The organism is Prevotella nigrescens, from assembly GCF_031191185.1.
Lineage (GTDB): Bacteria > Bacteroidota > Bacteroidia > Bacteroidales > Bacteroidaceae > Prevotella > Prevotella nigrescens.
The window spans coordinates 2,501-19,535 of the sequence record NZ_CP133465.1 but is presented as its reverse complement, the minus strand read 5'-3'; the positions used below and the strand labels follow the sequence as shown (position 1 = coordinate 19,535).

The following is a 17,035-nucleotide window of genomic DNA, read 5'->3' as shown; positions in this document are numbered from 1 at the left end:
GTTTAGTTGTCTGTTTTTGTTAACGTGAGTGCGGCGGTAGACCCCTTCCGAACAGCTGTCAGAATAGCAACGGAGTTGCTCCAATTGTCGCTTCGGGGTTACGACGATTGTCGCTTCGGGGTTACGGCAGTTGCCGCTTCGGGGTTACGACAAACGTCGCTTCGGGGTTACGACAAACGTCGCTTCGGAACATCGGTAAACACGGCTGTTTGCTGATGCTGTGCATGCCTGTTTTCTGATGCCTGAAGCACGATGCCCATGTGCTGATGTATTCATCGAAATCACGTTCTTCTTGGGTTTATTAGAGTGAAAGCTCACTGAGCGTTATGTTGCGGAAGCTCGTCGATGCTCCGTTGTTGTAGAACTTCACCGATGTGTAAGGTGCTGTTGGGAACACAAGGTTGGTCATGGCAATGCGTCCGCCATCGACAAAGATTTCTACAGAGCATTTGTCCACGAATATATCAACGTGGTAGGTCGTGCCCTTGCAGAGGCTTAGTGGTGCCCAAGTGCCGAGAGCGAAGTCGTTCTTATAGTTGATGGAATTGAGAACACGGAACGGTGTGTTGCCCACGCCTTGGTGTACGTCGGAATAATTCTTCTCTATGTCGTGGGGAACAGACCGCTTGCCGAACTCGACGAGTCCGCTTTCTGTGCGGTCCATAACAAGTTTCCTTTCCTTTGTGTCGAAGTAAATCTTCACTTTCTCGCCCTTTGCGTTGTAGAGTTCCACGCCTGTTGTAGCCAGTCTGCCCGGTGTAACATCCATCTGAAGCTCGAAAGCGCTCTCCTTGCTCTTGATGATGTTCTTCTTGTCGGCAACGGCTTTAACGTTCATGGCAGGCAGTGTAAGGGTGTTTTTGCGCAATGCCTTCACTTCAGGAGCAACGTTGTTGGAAACATACAGCTTGCCGTCTGTGCCTGTGTAGAGCTTCAGTTCGCGCGGCAAAGTGTTTGCGCCGCGATACTGCTTGATGGGTGTAATGTTGGCATACTGCCAGTTGCTCATCCACGCAATGGAGAGAACGCGGTCCGGAACACCGGAGAAACAAACGGTGGCATAGTTGTCTTTGCCGTAATCCAAGAAGTTGTATTCGTTCGGAGGCGTGTCGCACTTGAAGTTCTTTCCGTCGAAATCGCCCACGAAATACTCTGTGGCTGAACCGCCGAACAAGCAACCGGGGTTGATGTTTACCAGCATGACGTACTTCATTTTGTTCTTGTCGCCATCGACAGGAAGCTGTACAAAGTCGGGACATTCGAACTGATTGGGCTGCATTCCGTAACCTTTTCCGAATGCACTGACGTAGTCCCACTTCTTCAGATTGCTTGATTTGTAGAAGCGCATCTCCTTGTCGGCTGATATAATCATGTACCATTGCCTTGCCGGCTCGTACCAGAAGACCTTCGGGTCGCGGAAGTCTTTCAGCCCATCGAACGGCGTCAAGACTGGGTTATGCTCGTATTTGGTGTACGTATAGCCCTTGTCGGTGCTGTAAGCCATACACTCTATCTGCCCGTTCTTGTCGCTTGCGGAAGTGTAGAGCGCAATGATGGCATTCTTGCCGTAGCCCGCCGTGTTGTCTTTATCTATTACGGCACTTCCAGAGAAGATGTGTCCGAGGGTGTCTCGGGCAATTGAAGGCTTCTCTTCTTTCCAATGAATGAGGTCTGTACTGGTAGCATGCCCCCAGTGCATGTTGCCCCATTTCGAGCCGTAGGGATTGTATTGGTAGCAAAGATGATAGACACCGTCCATGTAGAACATGCCATTGGGGTCGTTCATCCACCCGTATGAAGGTGTGTGGTGGTAAGACGGACGATAGAAGTCGGTGTTTGCCGTGTTCCATTCGTTCGATAGTTTCAGCATTCCGGGCTTGTAACAGAGAGCATCGTGCTTGAGATTAAGAATCTTAACCGTCGCTCTTGCGCCATTGCCCAACTCGAATGGGACGTAATAGTCCACCTTGTCTTGTGCTAAACGTATGTCCATCCACGTGTCGGCAGGGTTCGATGTGTCGAGCAGAACTTTTGCTTCGTCCTTATCTTCCTCTATCGGAAGCAGCAGATACCTTGTTGGATTGGCGATGTTCAGTATGGTTGTGTCGCCCTTTTGCGACATTTGTATCGTCTGGGCTTGGGTTGATGTGGCTGCCAAAGTCATAGCAGCACACATTATATACATGTTGGTACGTTTCATAATTTAAAGTTTAAGTCGTTGGAAGTTTAGAATTTGAGCGATGCAGAGAACTCTACTGTGAATGGGCGGAGGTAGCTGCCTGTCATCAATACGTTGGAAATGTTCTTTGCATCTTCCTTCGTTATCAGCTCAGCACCGGCTATACTACCCTTTGCACCAGTCTGGTTGAGGAAGTTTACGACAGTGCAGCCTAAGTCCAACTTGTCGTTTACGCGCCAGTTTACACCGCCGAAGGTTTCCCAATGACCGTTGAAATAGTAGGCGTCGTTGATGTTTGCGTAAGTCTTGCTGAAGTATCGGAAGCTTGCCCAGAGCTTCAAATCCTTTGTAAGCATATAGCTTGGGTCGAACTCGATAAGTACTTTTGGTATCTCGGCAACAATGTTTCCTGTTGCATTAATCTTGCCAACGTATCCATCAGAGAACGTAATGGAAGTTTCATACTTCTTGTAAGTCGGTTCCTGATAGGTGAAAAGGAAATGTATGTCCAATCCTTTCAATGGGTGTGCAATAAGGTCGGTTGTCCAACCCCAAGTTTTTATATCGTATGTTAATGGTGTTGCCATAATTTCGCCACCATGTTGCAAATTTAGTGTAGAATTGTTGTTTGTCTTTGAAATATAAGAGAACAGCGAAGTTAATGTTAGCCATGAATTGTTGTAATATACACCTGCTCTTCCTAAAGGCACCGCTACTTTTCCTGTATTTGGTAATGTTGCTGGAGCGAACGATTCAAAACGAAGATGCTGAACAATATAAGTAAAGTCGCCAGTAAGTCCAAAGTTATTATTAATTTTATAGGTTGCAGCAGCCGAAACATCATAATTAAACCAATTGTAATCTATTGGATTTGGTGTAATTTTTGTTCCATCGGGAGCAATTGCACCAATATAGTAATCTGCAAATCTGCCAACATAGCCACCAGTAGCATTTTTAACAGCTGCATTAACACCTTTAAGTTTCTGACTTTCTAATCTGAAACCATAGTAAAGATTAAGTTTAGGCGTTACGTCCCAATCGTGAATCATGTATAAAGCTAATTTGTTTTCGTGTCCACGATAGAATTCTGAAGCATTCTTATTAAAATCGTAGAAGTAGGTTGAGTGCTTATTTGTGTCGTAAAGTCTGACTGGAAAGCTCCCATCTGACGGCACACTTTGGTCGTACATAGATGTGTTTGAACGGTAATCGATGTGGTAATACCACTCGTTTATACCTAAACGCAAGGTTGAAGTAGTAAACTTTTTCTGTAATTCTGATGTTAAAAGAAATTCGTTAATGATTCCTGAATTTAAACTTGACATTCGCGATTGGACGTAATCGCCTGTATAAGGTGTTGTTCCTCCAGTTATAGTTGGCATTACATAATTGTATGCTGTTGGATTGTCTTTTATATTTATAAGCGACATAGGGCTTTGATAAACTAAAGCTCCACGTGCGTGGTCGTATCGTGCTGCTATTTTCCAGCTATATCCATTATCCCAATTGTATTTATTTATTAAAGAAAATTCGCTCGAACGGTTTACTGCGGCGTCATACATAGTAGTTTGTTTCAGTTCTCCCGTATTCATATCGCGATAAACAATATTACCGTCGGTTGGTAAATACGAAGTTGTGCCAAGTTTAAATTTTCCATATTCTTTTACACTGCCATCGCCAACGTATATAAAAGGAGCCGATTGTGTTGCATAATTATATACTGGGTGCGAATTAGAATAATGGTACATTGCCGTAAATTCGCCTCGGTTGTGGTTATAACGTTTAGTTATAGAAGCTTTATAAATTTGTGTGCGATCTTGTAGTTGGCTCGATTTAATTTTAAATGTACCTGGATCGAAATCTTGATAAATACTTGTGCTATAGAACCAATTGTTTCCGAAACCGCCATTAGCATTCAGCGAAAACTCTTGCAAACCAAAATGGTTGGTCTTGTAGTTGAACGTGCCATGAAATCCCTCCTCTCCAAGTTTGGTAAATGAACTGACCGCATAGCCGATATTACCTGTCGTAAGGGCTGTTTCCGATATTTTTAAGAGTCCGACGTGTCCCAGACTCGCATCAGAACGCCAGTTAGAGTTTACGCTATGCGGATTGGTTGCATAGGTAACGGGCAGTCCGTTCTCAAGAACATTTACATCAGACATCGGGAGTCCAATCTGTATTTCGCGTGGTCCATTTGCACTTGCGGCGTTGAGCATTACGTTTCTATTGCTTTCTTCCTTCGATTTGTCTTCACTTTGTTTTTCGTTTTTCACCTGAGCAATGGCTCCGGTGCAGAAACATGCTAATGCAATAACTGTAGTCGCAGTTCTTAGTTTAGTTGTGAAATAGGTAATCATATTCAATATAGATTTTAATGTTGTCTATTAGTGTTGAACTTGTTGCAAAGTAAATATATCTTTTTAAAAGGCAATATCAAATTTGTTGCACAAAGTAGTAAAATTGTCTTAATGCAACAAATATATGTAAAATTGAAAGATTATTGCTCGTGTTGTACTGTAAAAAGTGCGAGGTTGCGGTCTTGGCAGTTTGAAAATAAAAGCAGCCGACAATAAAATTCTGTTGTATTTTCTTTGCTTATAGTTCTTCTTAATACACAAAATCTTGTATCTTTGCAGATATATCATCTTAAGAAAGAATACTGTAGAAAAAAGGAACTACTAAAAACGACAAGGTAAAGATGTATAGAAAGGTTTACATAGTTGTGTGTTTTGTGGGATTACTACTGCTTGTGGGGTGTAATAAAACCACAAAAAAGTATGTTGTTGGTGTGTCGCAATGCTCTGAAGATATATGGCGCAGCAAGCTGAACGATGAGCTATTGATGGGAACTTACGACCATAAAGACGTCGAATTGCTGTTTGCTTCGGCAAAAGACAACGACAAACTGCAAACCGAACAAATAGAAAAGTTTATACAACGAGGCGTAGATCTGCTCATTATATCGCCCAATCAGGTGCACTCTATAACCCCTGTGATAGACAAGGCCTACGATAAGGGAATACCTATAATACTGTTTGACCGAAAAACCGACTCGCAGAAGTACACTGCCTTTATAGGTGCAGACAATGTAAAGGTGGGAAAAGCAATTGGCGAATTTATTGCAAAGACGCTGCGTGGCAAAGGAAAGGTGATAGAAATTAAAGGATTAGACAAGTCTTCGCCTGCCATAGACCGCCACAAAGGTTTTGTTCAGGCATTAAGCAAATACCCCAACATTCAGTTGAAACGTACCCTTTCCGGTGAATGGACAACGGAATCGGGCTATAGAAGCATGAAAAATGCAATTGCAGATGCCAAGGACTGCAATATTGTATGGGGACAAAACGACCGTATGGCAGAGGGTGCACAGCGTGCTATGGCGGAAGCGGGCATATATAACGTACAGTATGTAGGAACCGATGCGCTGCCAAGCAAAGGTGGTGGAATAGAAGCTGTGGACGCTGGCAAATTGCTTGCATCGTATATCTATCCCACTCGTGGCGATATGGTGATGCAATTGGCAATGAAAATTCTGAAAAAACAACCATTTCATCGGGATAATTACCTCAAAGGAGCATTGGTAACGAAAGACAATGCCAAGGTGTTGCTACTGCAAAACGAGGAGATGATGAAGCAGCGAAGCAGACTTTCTGACCTGAATAATAAGGTAGACACCTACCTTGCACAATACAATCACCAGAAAATATATATGCTTTTGGGTGGTGTTATCATTGCGTTGCTCATCGGACTTATCGTTTACATTTATCGTACCATTATTCTTCGTCGCCAGTTAGAAGAGGAAGCAACCAACGCAAAGTTGCAATTCTTTACCAATGTCAGCCACGAACTGCGCACGCCATTGACACTAATTGCCGACCCAATAGAGCATATCGTAAACGACGAGAACTTAACGAAACGGCAGCGTAATATGTTGCAGATTGTAGAAAAGAATGTTTCCATTCTGATGCGCCTTGTAAACGAAATCCTTGACTTCAGAAAGATACAGAACAAGAAGATGAAACTGACGCTGAGCGAGTTTGAACTGACGGGCTATCTAAAAGAGTGGGTGAGCACGTTCGAGTCTATTGCAACGAAACGGAAGATAAAAGTAGACTTGATAATCCCTGCACCCATTCGTCTATGTGCCGATATATATAAGGTGGAACGCATTTTCTATAACTTGTTGAGCAATGCCTTAAAGTATACTGACGAGGGAGGAAACATCACAATAAAGGCTAAAAGTACCGATGAAACCGTAGAAATTTGCGTCAAAGATACAGGCAGGGGGATTGCAAAGGAAGATATAAGACACATATTCGACAGGTTTTACCAAGTAAGAAACAGCAACAAAGATGGTACGGGCATAGGTTTGGCAATTGTAAAGGCCTTTACCGAACTGCAAGGAGGCACCGCAAAGGTGGAAAGCGAAGTGGGAGAGGGTAGTGAATTTACGATAACATTGCCCAAACGTGTGGCAGGCGACAATTTCCAACCTGCCGACGAGTCGTACACAATGAACGATTTCTTGGACGAAAGTTCAGCCGTAACCGATATTTCAACCGAAAACAAAGTGTCGAAAATAACTTCCGACCGTCAGGAAGACAAGCCTCGTGTGCTTGTTATCGACGATAATGCAGACATTCGCGCGTACGCAACGACGCTGTTAAGCGACGAATACGATGTGATGGAAGCGTCTGACGGAGCGGAAGGGCTTAGAAAGGCAGTCAGGGAAGTGCCCGATGTCGTTGTTTGCGATGTCATGATGTCGGGAATGGACGGCTTGGAATGTTGCAAACGCTTGAAAGCCGACAGTTTGACGTGCCATATTCCTGTGATTTTGCTTACTGCCAAGACATTAGACGAGTATCGTGCAGAAGGCTATGCGTATGGTGCCGACGCCTATCTGACCAAACCTTTCAACGGAAATGTACTGAAAGCACGCATAAAAAACCTGATTGCCAATCGGAAACTTCTGAAGATTGTGTTTGGAAACGATGCGCAGCAAGTGCCGACAGTGCCAGTTGCACAGAGTGCAGAAAGCCAGTTTGTAGAGAAGTTCCGCACCATAATACAAGCCAATCTCGGTAACTCTGAATTGAATGTAGAGACTATCAGCCACGAGATGGGTATCAGCAGGGCGCAGCTGTATAGGAAAATAAAGTCGATAACAGGCATTTCGCCCAACGACATAGTACGCGAAGCACGTATGAGACGTGCCGACCGCTTGCTGGAGACTACCGACAAATCAGTTTCAGAAATAGCTTACGAGGTGGGTTTCTCCTCACCGTCGTACTTCACAAAGTGCTATCGAGAGTTCTTTGGCCGCACGCCCAACAAAAAACATTAAGGCTTTTACGGCGCAATGTTTGGTAAACAATGTGTGTGCAGAAATTAAAATGGTGTACGGTATGGCAATGTTTGGCGTCTTGGTTGCTCTTGGAAGCATCGCAAAGAGTAACCGCTTGCTTTGTTAATATGTCTGAAATGTCCGCTTTAAATTGTTAATTCTTCAACCATGAAATACGCTAATACTCGCATTTTTCTGCGCAGCAAGCAAGTTGTTGCAAATAAAGGCACTTTTTGAGTGCAATATTTATTTTTCTGTTAATCAATGGTTAAGATGCTGTTATGGGTATAAGTGTGAATCGAATAAACCTTTTTGTTGTGGAGTATAAGGTATAAAATGTAGTAAAACGAACAGAAACCTGAACTCAAAACGGCATTTTGAGCTTTCACAAGAGCCACTTTTGTATGGTAAAAGCGGCTCTTTTGCGATGCAAAACCCATGCTTTTGCAAAACCGCTCTTATCTTTTCGGTTTTTAAAAGCTATTTCCATTGTTTCACGATTCTATTTCATCGTTCTCCCTTGCGTTAAATTCAGCGATGGTTTTTAAAGAATTTTAATATTCTCGGGTGGCTTTTCAAGATTGTAGACGGTGAGGGATAATTTGCAGATAGGCGTTGAGAATGTGATGAATTACACCCTTATATTTTTGGTTGTACGCTGTTGCACATAATGCAAAAATGTGGATTGTACATATAAGGGTGTGATTTGTCGCATTCCTAACACTGAAGAACAAGTATAAGGTTTAATGCTTAAAAGTGATTAATCCATTGCATAAAAGGGCGTTCTAAATATTTACGTCTCCAATAATCTATGAAACTGCACACTGCAAATACAATGATAGGGACGAGTAAGGCTTCAATAACCAAGTATCCGAAATTGCTGTGTAGTAGTTTGGGAATTTGGCAAATGTCCTGCCAAAGCCATTTACGCATAGTGCCGCTTGCATCATGGATAAGCAGAACACCGAATGTACCAGCAGCCGCAGTGTTTATAAATTTACTTGTGAATGGGCGTGTGTTCTTTGCTACTAAGAATGCGGAAAGCCCTACCACTAATGCTAATAGTTTATTTGAATCGCTTACTAAGAAATAGTGGTGTTCTCCAATGAATGTAGATTGGCGATAATGTGCTAAGAATACAAGAAAGACGACGCTTGCAATAGCTAAGAGGACACTACCTATAAATAAAATGGTTGAAAAATTCAAGCTTTCTGTGTAACGGTTTGGGTAGATTCTAATGTAAGCTGCAATAAAATAAAGCGTCATATACCAAACGGGTTCATTCATTGTAGGCGAAAAAAAGAATGTTTGAGCGATAGTCATAATGAATATTAACCCTATGATGAATAATTTGAATTGCTTTTGACTGATATTTCTTATTACGATATTATAGATTGGTACAAAAGCGTAGAATGCCAAGAAACTGGCTGTAAATCCATAGTTTATGTGTGAAAGCTCTCGGAAAATACTCATATAGAACCCTTTTAATGTGAAAGATTCGTACCCGGTAACTAAAAAAATAAGATAGATGACTACATTATAGAAAACAATTTGTGCTACCAACTTGGTATAGCGCTGCCAAGTGAGTGTCTGTTTGCAAAGGAAATATCCTGAAATAAGTATAAAGCTATTGATGGCAGTCTTGCCCCACATTCCCCAAACTTCAAGGAAGTATTGATTTAAGTTAGGGTCTAAGTAATTGTATTGCTTAACAACAGTTGAGTTGACAACAAAGTGATGCGCAATAATAGCCATCATTGAAAATATCCTAAGTAGCTCTAAGTTGCTGTTCCTGAGTCTTTTACGCGTCCCCCCCCCCCTATTATGGGTGGTGTCGTCTGAACGTTGTTCGTTTCCATTTTTCCTAATTTGTTGCTTTGGACAGAAATTTTATATACGGCAAAGGTATAAAAAAATAAGGATGTATGAAAGGAATACAGAGCAAAATAAGAACAAGAGTGCAATCACAAGTTTTAGATAATGGAAACAGAATTACAGATGAAGGGAAGGAGTGTGATAGAATATATTTTTATATTGTTGGTTGTATGTTATTGCAAATGGTCTAAAATAGTATGTCATATTTTGTGAAAGTATGATTTAGCAGTTCTAATGCTGAAGTGTGATCGTAATGTTTGAATTTTAAAAACCTTGGCAAATAATTGTGGTTATAGCAATTATTGTCTATTTTTGTAGTAGAAAACAAGAATTTTAAAAGACAAACTATGAGAAAGTTTTTAATGCTTCTGCTTACATTGGCAGTGTCTTTGGGTTGTACGTATGCAACGCCAAAAGTGCCTAAGAAGAAGGTGCAAAGGAAGAAGACGGTATTGGTGAACGTGAAGGATAGAGTGAAAAATGATGCAAACGTTGCCAATCCAAATCTGCCAGTGATGATACAAGAAGGTAGATATGGTCGTTACTATGCAGATACAACGTCTTGCAATGAAAGCTCTACAGCTGGAATGGTGGACTGGGCTGGCGAGAGAAAGCAATTGTATGACAAGAATGCAGATGTGATAAAGAAGTGCCTTCGGGCATTGAACCCCCAGACAAGTGTCGTTTCTGCCAAGAATGCAGTGCCATTTCGCAAGGCGATGAACTATGAGGCAAGAACTTGGAAGAAGTTGGAAGCATTGATGCGCGATTTCGGTAATATTGCCATTGAAGTCCAATATGTGTTGAATGGCGGTACGATTTTGTTAGTTGTCGGTGCTGGCATGCATAGCAATTTGAGCTATATTCGTTTTGCTTGTCTGCAAGAAGACTTGAATACCTTAAGTGGTGTGTCGGTAAAACCAGCGAAACAAGGTAAAGGGTTGTCGCTGGGCACACTTTACGCACAGATGCAGTCGCTTCGTCCGGTTGTAAAAGCTCAGCTATTGAAGAAGAAGTGGAACTTGACAATGGCTGAAGCAAGAAAAGAAGCACAGCGACTTAGTTATTCCTATTCTGTATCTGCGGTTAAGAAAATGATGAAGAAATGGCTTGAAGCACGCAAGGCTGTCAGTGGTTTGTTGGCAGAACCTTATCGTACAGCCTACAATCTGCATACTATAACAACCGTCCACTCGTTTATTGAGTCTTTTATGGGTATAGAACAATGATGGAGTATGAGGCGGTTTTAGTTGCTATATGATAGAATAACATGAGTGGGATTGTCTGTTAAAACAGACAATCCCACTCATGTTATTTTACAAGCCAATAGTGCTTTTGCGTTAAAAAGTATGAACGATGGTTACTCTTGTTCGAAGTAGAATTGGTCGAAGATGTCGCCTGCCGAAACTTCAACAGTTACATAACGTTTTGTATTGGTCTTGTTTGGAGCAATGGTTACGGTTAAAACGTTTTCCTTGATGTTTGCTGTTGTCCAACCTCCATATATATTGTGTTGGTCACTCTTTGGGAAAGTCTTGTCGAAGTTTTGCCCATCGTAAGTATTTACAGTGTTATTCACCTTCTCTTCAACTGCGCAAAGCCAAAAACCGCCGTAGTTTTTGCATTTAAAATGGTAGGTACCACCTTTTTTCGTAACAGTAAAAACTTTCTTTGTCTTTGTTCGTAATGATACTCCTTCGTATTTCCATTTCATAGATTCCCATCGTCCAATAGGTTCATCAGAGGTACATGAAATAGTGAAGATGCTGATAAACAGTGCTGTGATGAAGTAACTTAATCGTTTCATTCTTGTAAATTTAAATTGTAATAATAATATTTTTCTGATAATAATAAAATGCAATAGTTCGTTTTATATTGCATGGCAAAGGTATAAAAAATGCAGTTAGGAGAGACATTTTCGTATTTTTTTGTTAAAGGAAATTAATCTTGGTTTGAAAGGAGCACGGTAATGTGTTATATAGGTGTGAGTTGATAAAACATAAATGAACGAAGAAGCATTTGCACAGATTGTTCCTCGACTTCGGCGTTGTGCTATCAGGGCAGGAAGAAGAGTGGGAGCTACGGAAACAGAGGCGGAAGACATAGCGCAAGACGTTATGCTCCGTCTTTGGCAGATGCGCAATGATTTTGGCAGATTTGTATCGTTGGAAGGCTTGGTGGCGCGAATGGCGCACAACTTAACACTGAATTTGCGCAGGGCTGGTAATGCTGAAACGATAGGGAACAGCGAAACTGATGCGCTTGCTGATGCACAACTATCGCCTTCAGACGTTTTGGAAGCAAAGGAAAACTTGGAATGGTTGGAGAGAAAAATAAAGGATTTGCCAACAACCGAGTACACCATATTATATATGCGGCAGGTGGAACAGCGTCCCAATGAGGAGATTTCGCATTTGTTGGGCATCGCATCAACATCGGTCAGCACGTTGTTGGCTCGGGCGAGGCGAAGGCTGTTGGAAGATATAAAAAGGAGGAAAGGAAGATGACATTATATAATAAGAAAGATATAGCAACGTTGCTCGACAAGTTTATGGCGGGCACAACGACGATAGAAGAAGAGCAAATACTTGCCGACTATTTTCGTTCGGAGCAGCGTGTGCCTGCAGAATGGGAAGACTATAAAGATATGTTTGCTTACTTTGACAATGGAATGGCAGAAGTAAGTGAGCAAAAAGAAGATATAGGGAAAGTATGCCCTGCGACAATAGTATTGTGGAAGCGGATAGCAGTTGCAGCTACTCTACTGATTTTGATAGGATTTGCGGGCGTGTGGATAAGCAATAAGTTGTCTATACCTGATAAGGTGGTTGAGAGAACGGAAACTGCACCAATGGCAAAACGGCAATTGGAGGTCGAAGACAAGCAGTTGGCGAAGAATGAAAGCAAAATGCAGCAGTCTTCAACTCTTAGCGTTCAGCAAGTAGCAGCGACAAAACCGATTGTAAATAAGAGAACTGCAAAGGTACGAAAGGTTCAAGCATCGAATGGCAATGCAAGGGAACAATATCGTGCAAAGGCAGAACAGGCAATCGAAATAGCCCGCCAACAAGCTGAAGAAGATATTGCAATGGTGAACAAGGAAATTTCCGATGCACAGACCAACGTGTATGTTGCCAGTCAGCAAGCGCAGGGCATTAAGGTGGTTTACAATGAAAACGGAACAATTTATTATAGGAACTGCAGTTTGAAATCGAAAAATATTATTGAGTTATGAAACAGTTAAAAACAATATTTACAGGCATCGCATTGGCTGTAATGCCAACGATTGCACAGGCACAAGCACATATAGAGAGTGCTTATAAAAAGTTTTTGAAAGAAAACGAAGTAGCGAAGTATGAGTTTAGGAAAGAGCAGCGAGAAGATAAAACCAAGCAAGACTTTCTGAACATTTATTCTTTCACGCTTATGGGAAAGCAGAAACAGCAGATAGAAATCCTGCGAAAGGCATTCGACAGCGATTCGAAGGCTGCCTATCAGTTGGTATCTGCGAATAAGGGAAATAAGCTGGCATCGTATAGGTTGATGGGTCCTGATAAGACAGAAGTATTTGTTGGAGAAAAGTATGATAATATGATACAGTTGCTGTTCAGCGACCCTGCTGACTCGTTACGTCGTTATGGTTATGCATTGGAATGGACGGACAAGGAAGACGGCACAACTGTTGGAAGAATCATCAGCTGCTTGTCTGTTCAGCCGAAGTATCGCAAGAGCGAACAAACCTACAATGTGTTTAACGATTTTGCCGGGAAAGGTTTTGTTTTAAAAGGCATTAATAAAGATATAAGAAAGAAGTACGATGCCGACAAAGTTGGCAACTTTTTCTCAAAGCAGGGTAAAAATAACACTTATTACGAAATAAATGGAGTGCATAAATTGGCATCAGAATTAAGCAATACAGAATGGCTTTCAGAGTTTAATGCAATGAAAAAACTTGTAATGCAAATTCCCAATGGCATACAAACTTCTTTTTATGTCTCAGTAATATATGATTTGTGTAAGTATTCTGAGCAATTAGATACCGAAATGAAGAAGATAGTGAAATCAGAAATCGAAAGTATGCGTGCCAAAGTAAAAGATAATTTCTTAAAAGAGATGCTTTTAAAAGCCTTCAATAACCTAAAATAGCTGCCAGAACGAGGTTTCTTGTATTTATTACAAAATAAATTTGTGTATTAAAAAAGATTTTATTATCTTTGCAGTACAAAAACATTAACAAGAATATATTATGGCAAAAAGAAACGAAATTTATAAGTGTTCAGAGAGTAACAATATCGTAGAAGTTATCATTCCATCAGATAAAGACCTTTGCGGTTTAGAGAAGTTGGTAGAGAATACTACCGATGCAGCAATAGAAAAGCACGTTCCTGTTGTTGAGAAAATCGAAGGCGGGTATCGTGTAACGGTGGGCGAAGTTGAACACCCTATGACCGAAGCACACTCTATCCAGTGGATTGAACTCATTACAGAGAATAATGAGGTTCTTCGTAAGTATCTCGAACCAACAGAAAAGCCTGTTGCTGAATTTAAAACAGATGCAAAAGAAGTTTACGCTCGAGAATATTGCAACCTTCATGGTTTGTGGAGGTCAAAATAATTAAATCAAGTAAACCATCATAAGTGTAGAGCTGTCCACAGTTAATGTGGGCAGTTTTTTTTATTTATGATGCTCCTATTTATAATGAGGTATTACTCGTTATTTTGATTGATTTATATCAAATATAATCTATGGGCTCAGAAATTTTCATTTTTTCTTTCCCAAATATTTGGTGGTAATGTTTTTTTGTCCTACCTTTGCACTCGCTTTTACGGCCGGCGCGTTTGTCGTGCTGCCGTTGGGCATCGTTCTTTGATAGGATTTACATGGACAGAGAAGTAGTACGAGAAGCGTCTGCCGCTCCTTTCGGGACGGCAGATGGGTAAAAGAAACGACCTTGTCATTTTTTTAGGTGCATGAACTTGATGCCAATTGATAATTGGTCCCGGGCAGATTACGGGACGGGCATTCCGATGGCCTTCGTGCCATTCGTGTTCCCGTTCCATGAGAGATATTTTACAATGGAGAGTTTGATCCTGGCTCAGGATGAACGCTGGCTACAGGCTTAACACATGCAAGTCGTGGGGAAACGGCATTATGTGCTTGCACATTCTGGACGTCGACCGGCGCACGGGTGAGTATCGCGTATCCAACCTGCCCCTTACTTGGGGATACCCCGTTGAAAGACGGCCTAATACCCGATGTGTTTCATTGACGGCATCCGATATGAAACAAAGGTTTTTCCGGTAAGGGATGGGGATGCGTCTGATTAGCTAGTTGGCGGGGCAACGGCCCACCAAGGCGACGATCAGTAGGGGTTCTGAGAGGAAGGTCCCCCACATTGGAACTGAGACACGGTCCAAACTCCTACGGGAGGCAGCAGTGAGGAATATTGGTCAATGGACGCAAGTCTGAACCAGCCAAGTAGCGTGCAGGATGACGGCCCTATGGGTTGTAAACTGCTTTTATGTGGGAATAAATTGGCGCACGTGTGCGCCATTGCATGTACCTCATGAATAAGGACCGGCTAATTCCGTGCCAGCAGCCGCGGTAATACGGAAGGTCCGGGCGTTATCCGGATTTATTGGGTTTAAAGGGAGTGTAGGCGGTCTGTTAAGCGTGTTGTGAAATTTAGGTGCTCAACATTTAACTTGCAGCGCGAACTGTCAGACTTGAGTACACGCAGCGCAGGCGGAATTCATGGTGTAGCGGTGAAATGCTTAGATATCATGAGGAACTCCGATCGCGAAGGCAGCCTGCGGGAGTGTTACTGACGCTTAAGCTCGAAGGTGCGGGTATCGAACAGGATTAGATACCCTGGTAGTCCGCACTGTAAACGATGGATGCCCGCCGTTGGCGCCCTGCGCCTGCGGCCAAGCGAAAGCATTAAGCATCCCACCTGGGGAGTACGCCGGCAACGGTGAAACTCAAAGGAATTGACGGGGGCCCGCACAAGCGGAGGAACATGTGGTTTAATTCGATGATACGCGAGGAACCTTACCCGGGCTTGAATTGCAGTCGCAGCCCACAGAGACGTGGGCTTCCCTTCGGGGCGTCTGTGAAGGTGCTGCATGGTTGTCGTCAGCTCGTGCCGTGAGGTGTCGGCTTAAGTGCCATAACGAGCGCAACCCCCTTTCCCAGTTGCCATCGGGTTATGCCGGGCACTCTGGGGACACTGCCACCGCAAGGTGCGAGGAAGGTGGGGATGACGTCAAATCAGCACGGCCCTTACGTCCGGGGCTACACACGTGTTACAATGGCCGGTACAGAGGGACGGTGCAATGCAAGTTGCATCCAATCTTGAAATCCGGTCCCAGTTCGGACTGGGGTCTGCAACCCGACCCCACGAAGCTGGATTCGCTAGTAATCGCGCATCAGCCATGGCGCGGTGAATACGTTCCCGGGCCTTGTACACACCGCCCGTCAAGCCATGAAAGCCGGGGGTGCCTGAAGTTCGTGACCGCGAGGAGCGACCTAGGGCAAGACCGGTGATTGGGGCTAAGTCGTAACAAGGTAGCCGTACCGGAAGGTGCGGCTGGAACACCTCCTTTCTGGATGGGACCTTTATAGGCTGGCATTTTCTGCATGGCGCGTTGCGCCTGCAGCATGGACCGTCAGGAAGTTTCTCTTCTTGTGCTATCGTCTTTGTTCTGCAATATAAAGATAAACAAGGAAGACAAGGTTGGAGGCCTGCGGCTATGGTTCAAGTCCATTGTCTTCACTCATCATGTTGCACCGTCCACGACGTTGCATTTATGGTATCGTTCTTTGACATGTTGACACAGGCAAGACTGTAGATAAATTAGCTTCTTCCCTCTTTTTTGGGAAGCAAGCGCATAGATTTCAAGATACAGCTGAAAGTATGAGCATGGGCATGCCGCATGGCCGTATGGCCATGTGTTCTTTTGCATGCCGCATGAATGGAAAGTAATGAAGGGCGCATGGCGGATGCCTTGGCTCACGGAGGCGATGAAGGACGTGTCAAGCTGCGATAAGCCCCGGGTAGATGCAAGCAATCTCTGATCCGGGGATTTCCGAATGGGACAACCCAGCACTCTGAAGGAGTGCTATCCTGATTTTTGTTCAGGAGGCTAACGCAGGGAACTGAAACATCTTAGTACCTGCAGGAAAAGAAAATAAGTTAATGATTCCCCCAGTAGTGGCGAGCGAACGGGGAACAGCCCAAACCCACGACGTGGCAATGCGCCGTGGGGGTTGTAGGACCACGCCGTCGTACCCCGGGTGTGAGGAGAATGTTCTGGAAAGTTCAACCGTAGCGGGTGACAGTCCCGTATCCGAAGCATGATGGGGCGTAGTGGTATCCTGAGTAGCGCGGAGCACGAGTAATTCTGCGTGAAGCTGCCGGGCCCATCCGGCAAGGCTAAATACTCCCGTGAGACCGATAGTGTACCAGTACCGTGAGGGAAAGGTGAAAAGCACTCCGATTAGGAGAGTGAAACAGTTCCTGAAACCATGCGCCTACAAGCGGTCGGAGCATATTGTTGTATGTGACGGCGTGCCTTTTGCATAATGAACCTACGAGTTACCATGCCCAGCGAGGTTAAGGGGCTCAGCC

General features: G+C 43.3%; 12 protein-coding genes and 2 rRNA genes (1 of these 14 only partly in view). 9 read left to right on the top strand and 5 right to left on the bottom strand.

Annotated elements, in window-relative coordinates; all coding sequences use genetic code 11:
• Nucleotides 1-6: 6 nt before the first annotated feature.
• Nucleotides 7-216 carry a hypothetical protein gene (locus RDV52_RS02255; RefSeq protein WP_172606455.1) on the top strand — a complete coding sequence of 70 codons (210 nt, stop codon included), beginning with the start codon at nt 7-9 and terminating at the stop codon, nt 214-216.
• An 85-nt stretch (nt 217-301) separates the two neighbouring features.
• On the opposite strand, the gene RDV52_RS02250 is transcribed toward RDV52_RS02255, so the two are convergent.
• Nucleotides 302-2,200, bottom strand: a complete 1,899-nt coding sequence (locus tag RDV52_RS02250) for a GH32 C-terminal domain-containing protein (protein WP_004367353.1) — start codon at nt 2,198-2,200, stop codon at nt 302-304.
• Nucleotides 2,201-2,226: 26 nt separating this feature from the next.
• Nucleotides 2,227-4,539: a TonB-dependent receptor gene (locus RDV52_RS02245; protein WP_172606456.1), complete on the bottom strand. Its 2,313-nt coding sequence runs from the start codon at nt 4,537-4,539 to the stop codon at nt 2,227-2,229.
• A gap of 341 nt (nt 4,540-4,880) precedes the next feature.
• Here RDV52_RS02245 and RDV52_RS02240 point away from each other — a divergent pair, with 341 nt between their 5' ends.
• Nucleotides 4,881-7,529, top strand: a complete 2,649-nt coding sequence (locus RDV52_RS02240) for a hybrid sensor histidine kinase/response regulator transcription factor (protein ID WP_004367356.1) — start codon at nt 4,881-4,883, stop codon at nt 7,527-7,529.
• A 750-nt stretch (nt 7,530-8,279) separates the two neighbouring features.
• Here the strand turns inward: RDV52_RS02240 and RDV52_RS02235 are convergent.
• Nucleotides 8,280-9,398, bottom strand: coding sequence for an acyltransferase family protein (locus RDV52_RS02235; protein ID WP_223381201.1), 1,119 nt, complete (start codon nt 9,396-9,398; stop codon nt 8,280-8,282).
• A gap of 353 nt (nt 9,399-9,751) precedes the next feature.
• Here RDV52_RS02235 and RDV52_RS02230 point away from each other — a divergent pair, with 353 nt between their 5' ends.
• A complete protein-coding gene (locus tag RDV52_RS02230; RefSeq protein WP_004367360.1) occupies nt 9,752-10,633 on the top strand; it encodes a hypothetical protein in 882 nt (293 codons plus the stop codon).
• 131 nt (nt 10,634-10,764) lie between these two features.
• On the opposite strand, the gene RDV52_RS02225 is transcribed toward RDV52_RS02230, so the two are convergent.
• Nucleotides 10,765-11,211 carry a hypothetical protein gene (locus RDV52_RS02225; RefSeq protein WP_023925809.1) on the bottom strand — a complete coding sequence of 149 codons (447 nt, stop codon included), beginning with the start codon at nt 11,209-11,211 and terminating at the stop codon, nt 10,765-10,767.
• A 196-nt stretch (nt 11,212-11,407) separates the two neighbouring features.
• Here RDV52_RS02225 and RDV52_RS02220 point away from each other — a divergent pair, with 196 nt between their 5' ends.
• The 4 genes from RDV52_RS02220 to RDV52_RS02205 all read left to right on the top strand — a co-directional run bounded on the left by RDV52_RS02220 (nt 11,408) and on the right by RDV52_RS02205 (nt 14,019).
• Nucleotides 11,408-11,911 (top strand): RNA polymerase sigma factor, encoded by a 504-nt coding sequence (locus tag RDV52_RS02220; protein WP_004367362.1) that lies wholly within the window; start codon nt 11,408-11,410, stop codon nt 11,909-11,911.
• Complete coding sequence (locus tag RDV52_RS02215; protein WP_004367363.1) at nt 11,908-12,639, top strand: hypothetical protein; 732 nt, start codon at nt 11,908-11,910, stop codon at nt 12,637-12,639. The genes RDV52_RS02220 and RDV52_RS02215 overlap by 4 nt, the downstream gene beginning before the upstream one ends.
• The gene (locus RDV52_RS02210; protein WP_004364943.1) at nt 12,636-13,550 is read left to right on the top strand and encodes a hypothetical protein; all 915 of its coding nucleotides are present in this window, start codon (nt 12,636-12,638) and stop codon (nt 13,548-13,550) included. The genes RDV52_RS02215 and RDV52_RS02210 overlap by 4 nt, the downstream gene beginning before the upstream one ends.
• 100 nt (nt 13,551-13,650) lie before the next feature.
• Entirely contained in the window at nt 13,651-14,019 is a 369-nt protein-coding gene (locus RDV52_RS02205; protein ID WP_004367364.1) for a desulfoferrodoxin family protein, read from the top strand.
• A 209-nt stretch (nt 14,020-14,228) separates the two neighbouring features.
• On the opposite strand, the gene RDV52_RS02200 is transcribed toward RDV52_RS02205, so the two are convergent.
• Nucleotides 14,229-14,363, bottom strand: coding sequence for a hypothetical protein (locus tag RDV52_RS02200; RefSeq protein ID WP_256593312.1), 135 nt, complete (start codon nt 14,361-14,363; stop codon nt 14,229-14,231).
• Between the two features lie 114 nt (nt 14,364-14,477).
• Here RDV52_RS02200 and RDV52_RS02195 point away from each other — a divergent pair.
• Together RDV52_RS02195 and RDV52_RS02190 are read left to right on the top strand one after the other, a co-directional pair.
• Nucleotides 14,478-16,010: ribosomal RNA gene (locus RDV52_RS02195) — 16S ribosomal RNA — on the top strand.
• Nucleotides 16,011-16,379: 369 nt separating this feature from the next.
• Nucleotides 16,380-17,035, top strand: a 23S ribosomal RNA gene (locus tag RDV52_RS02190); it runs 2,252 nt beyond the window's last position.
• The 16S and 23S rRNA genes sit together here, the layout of an rRNA operon.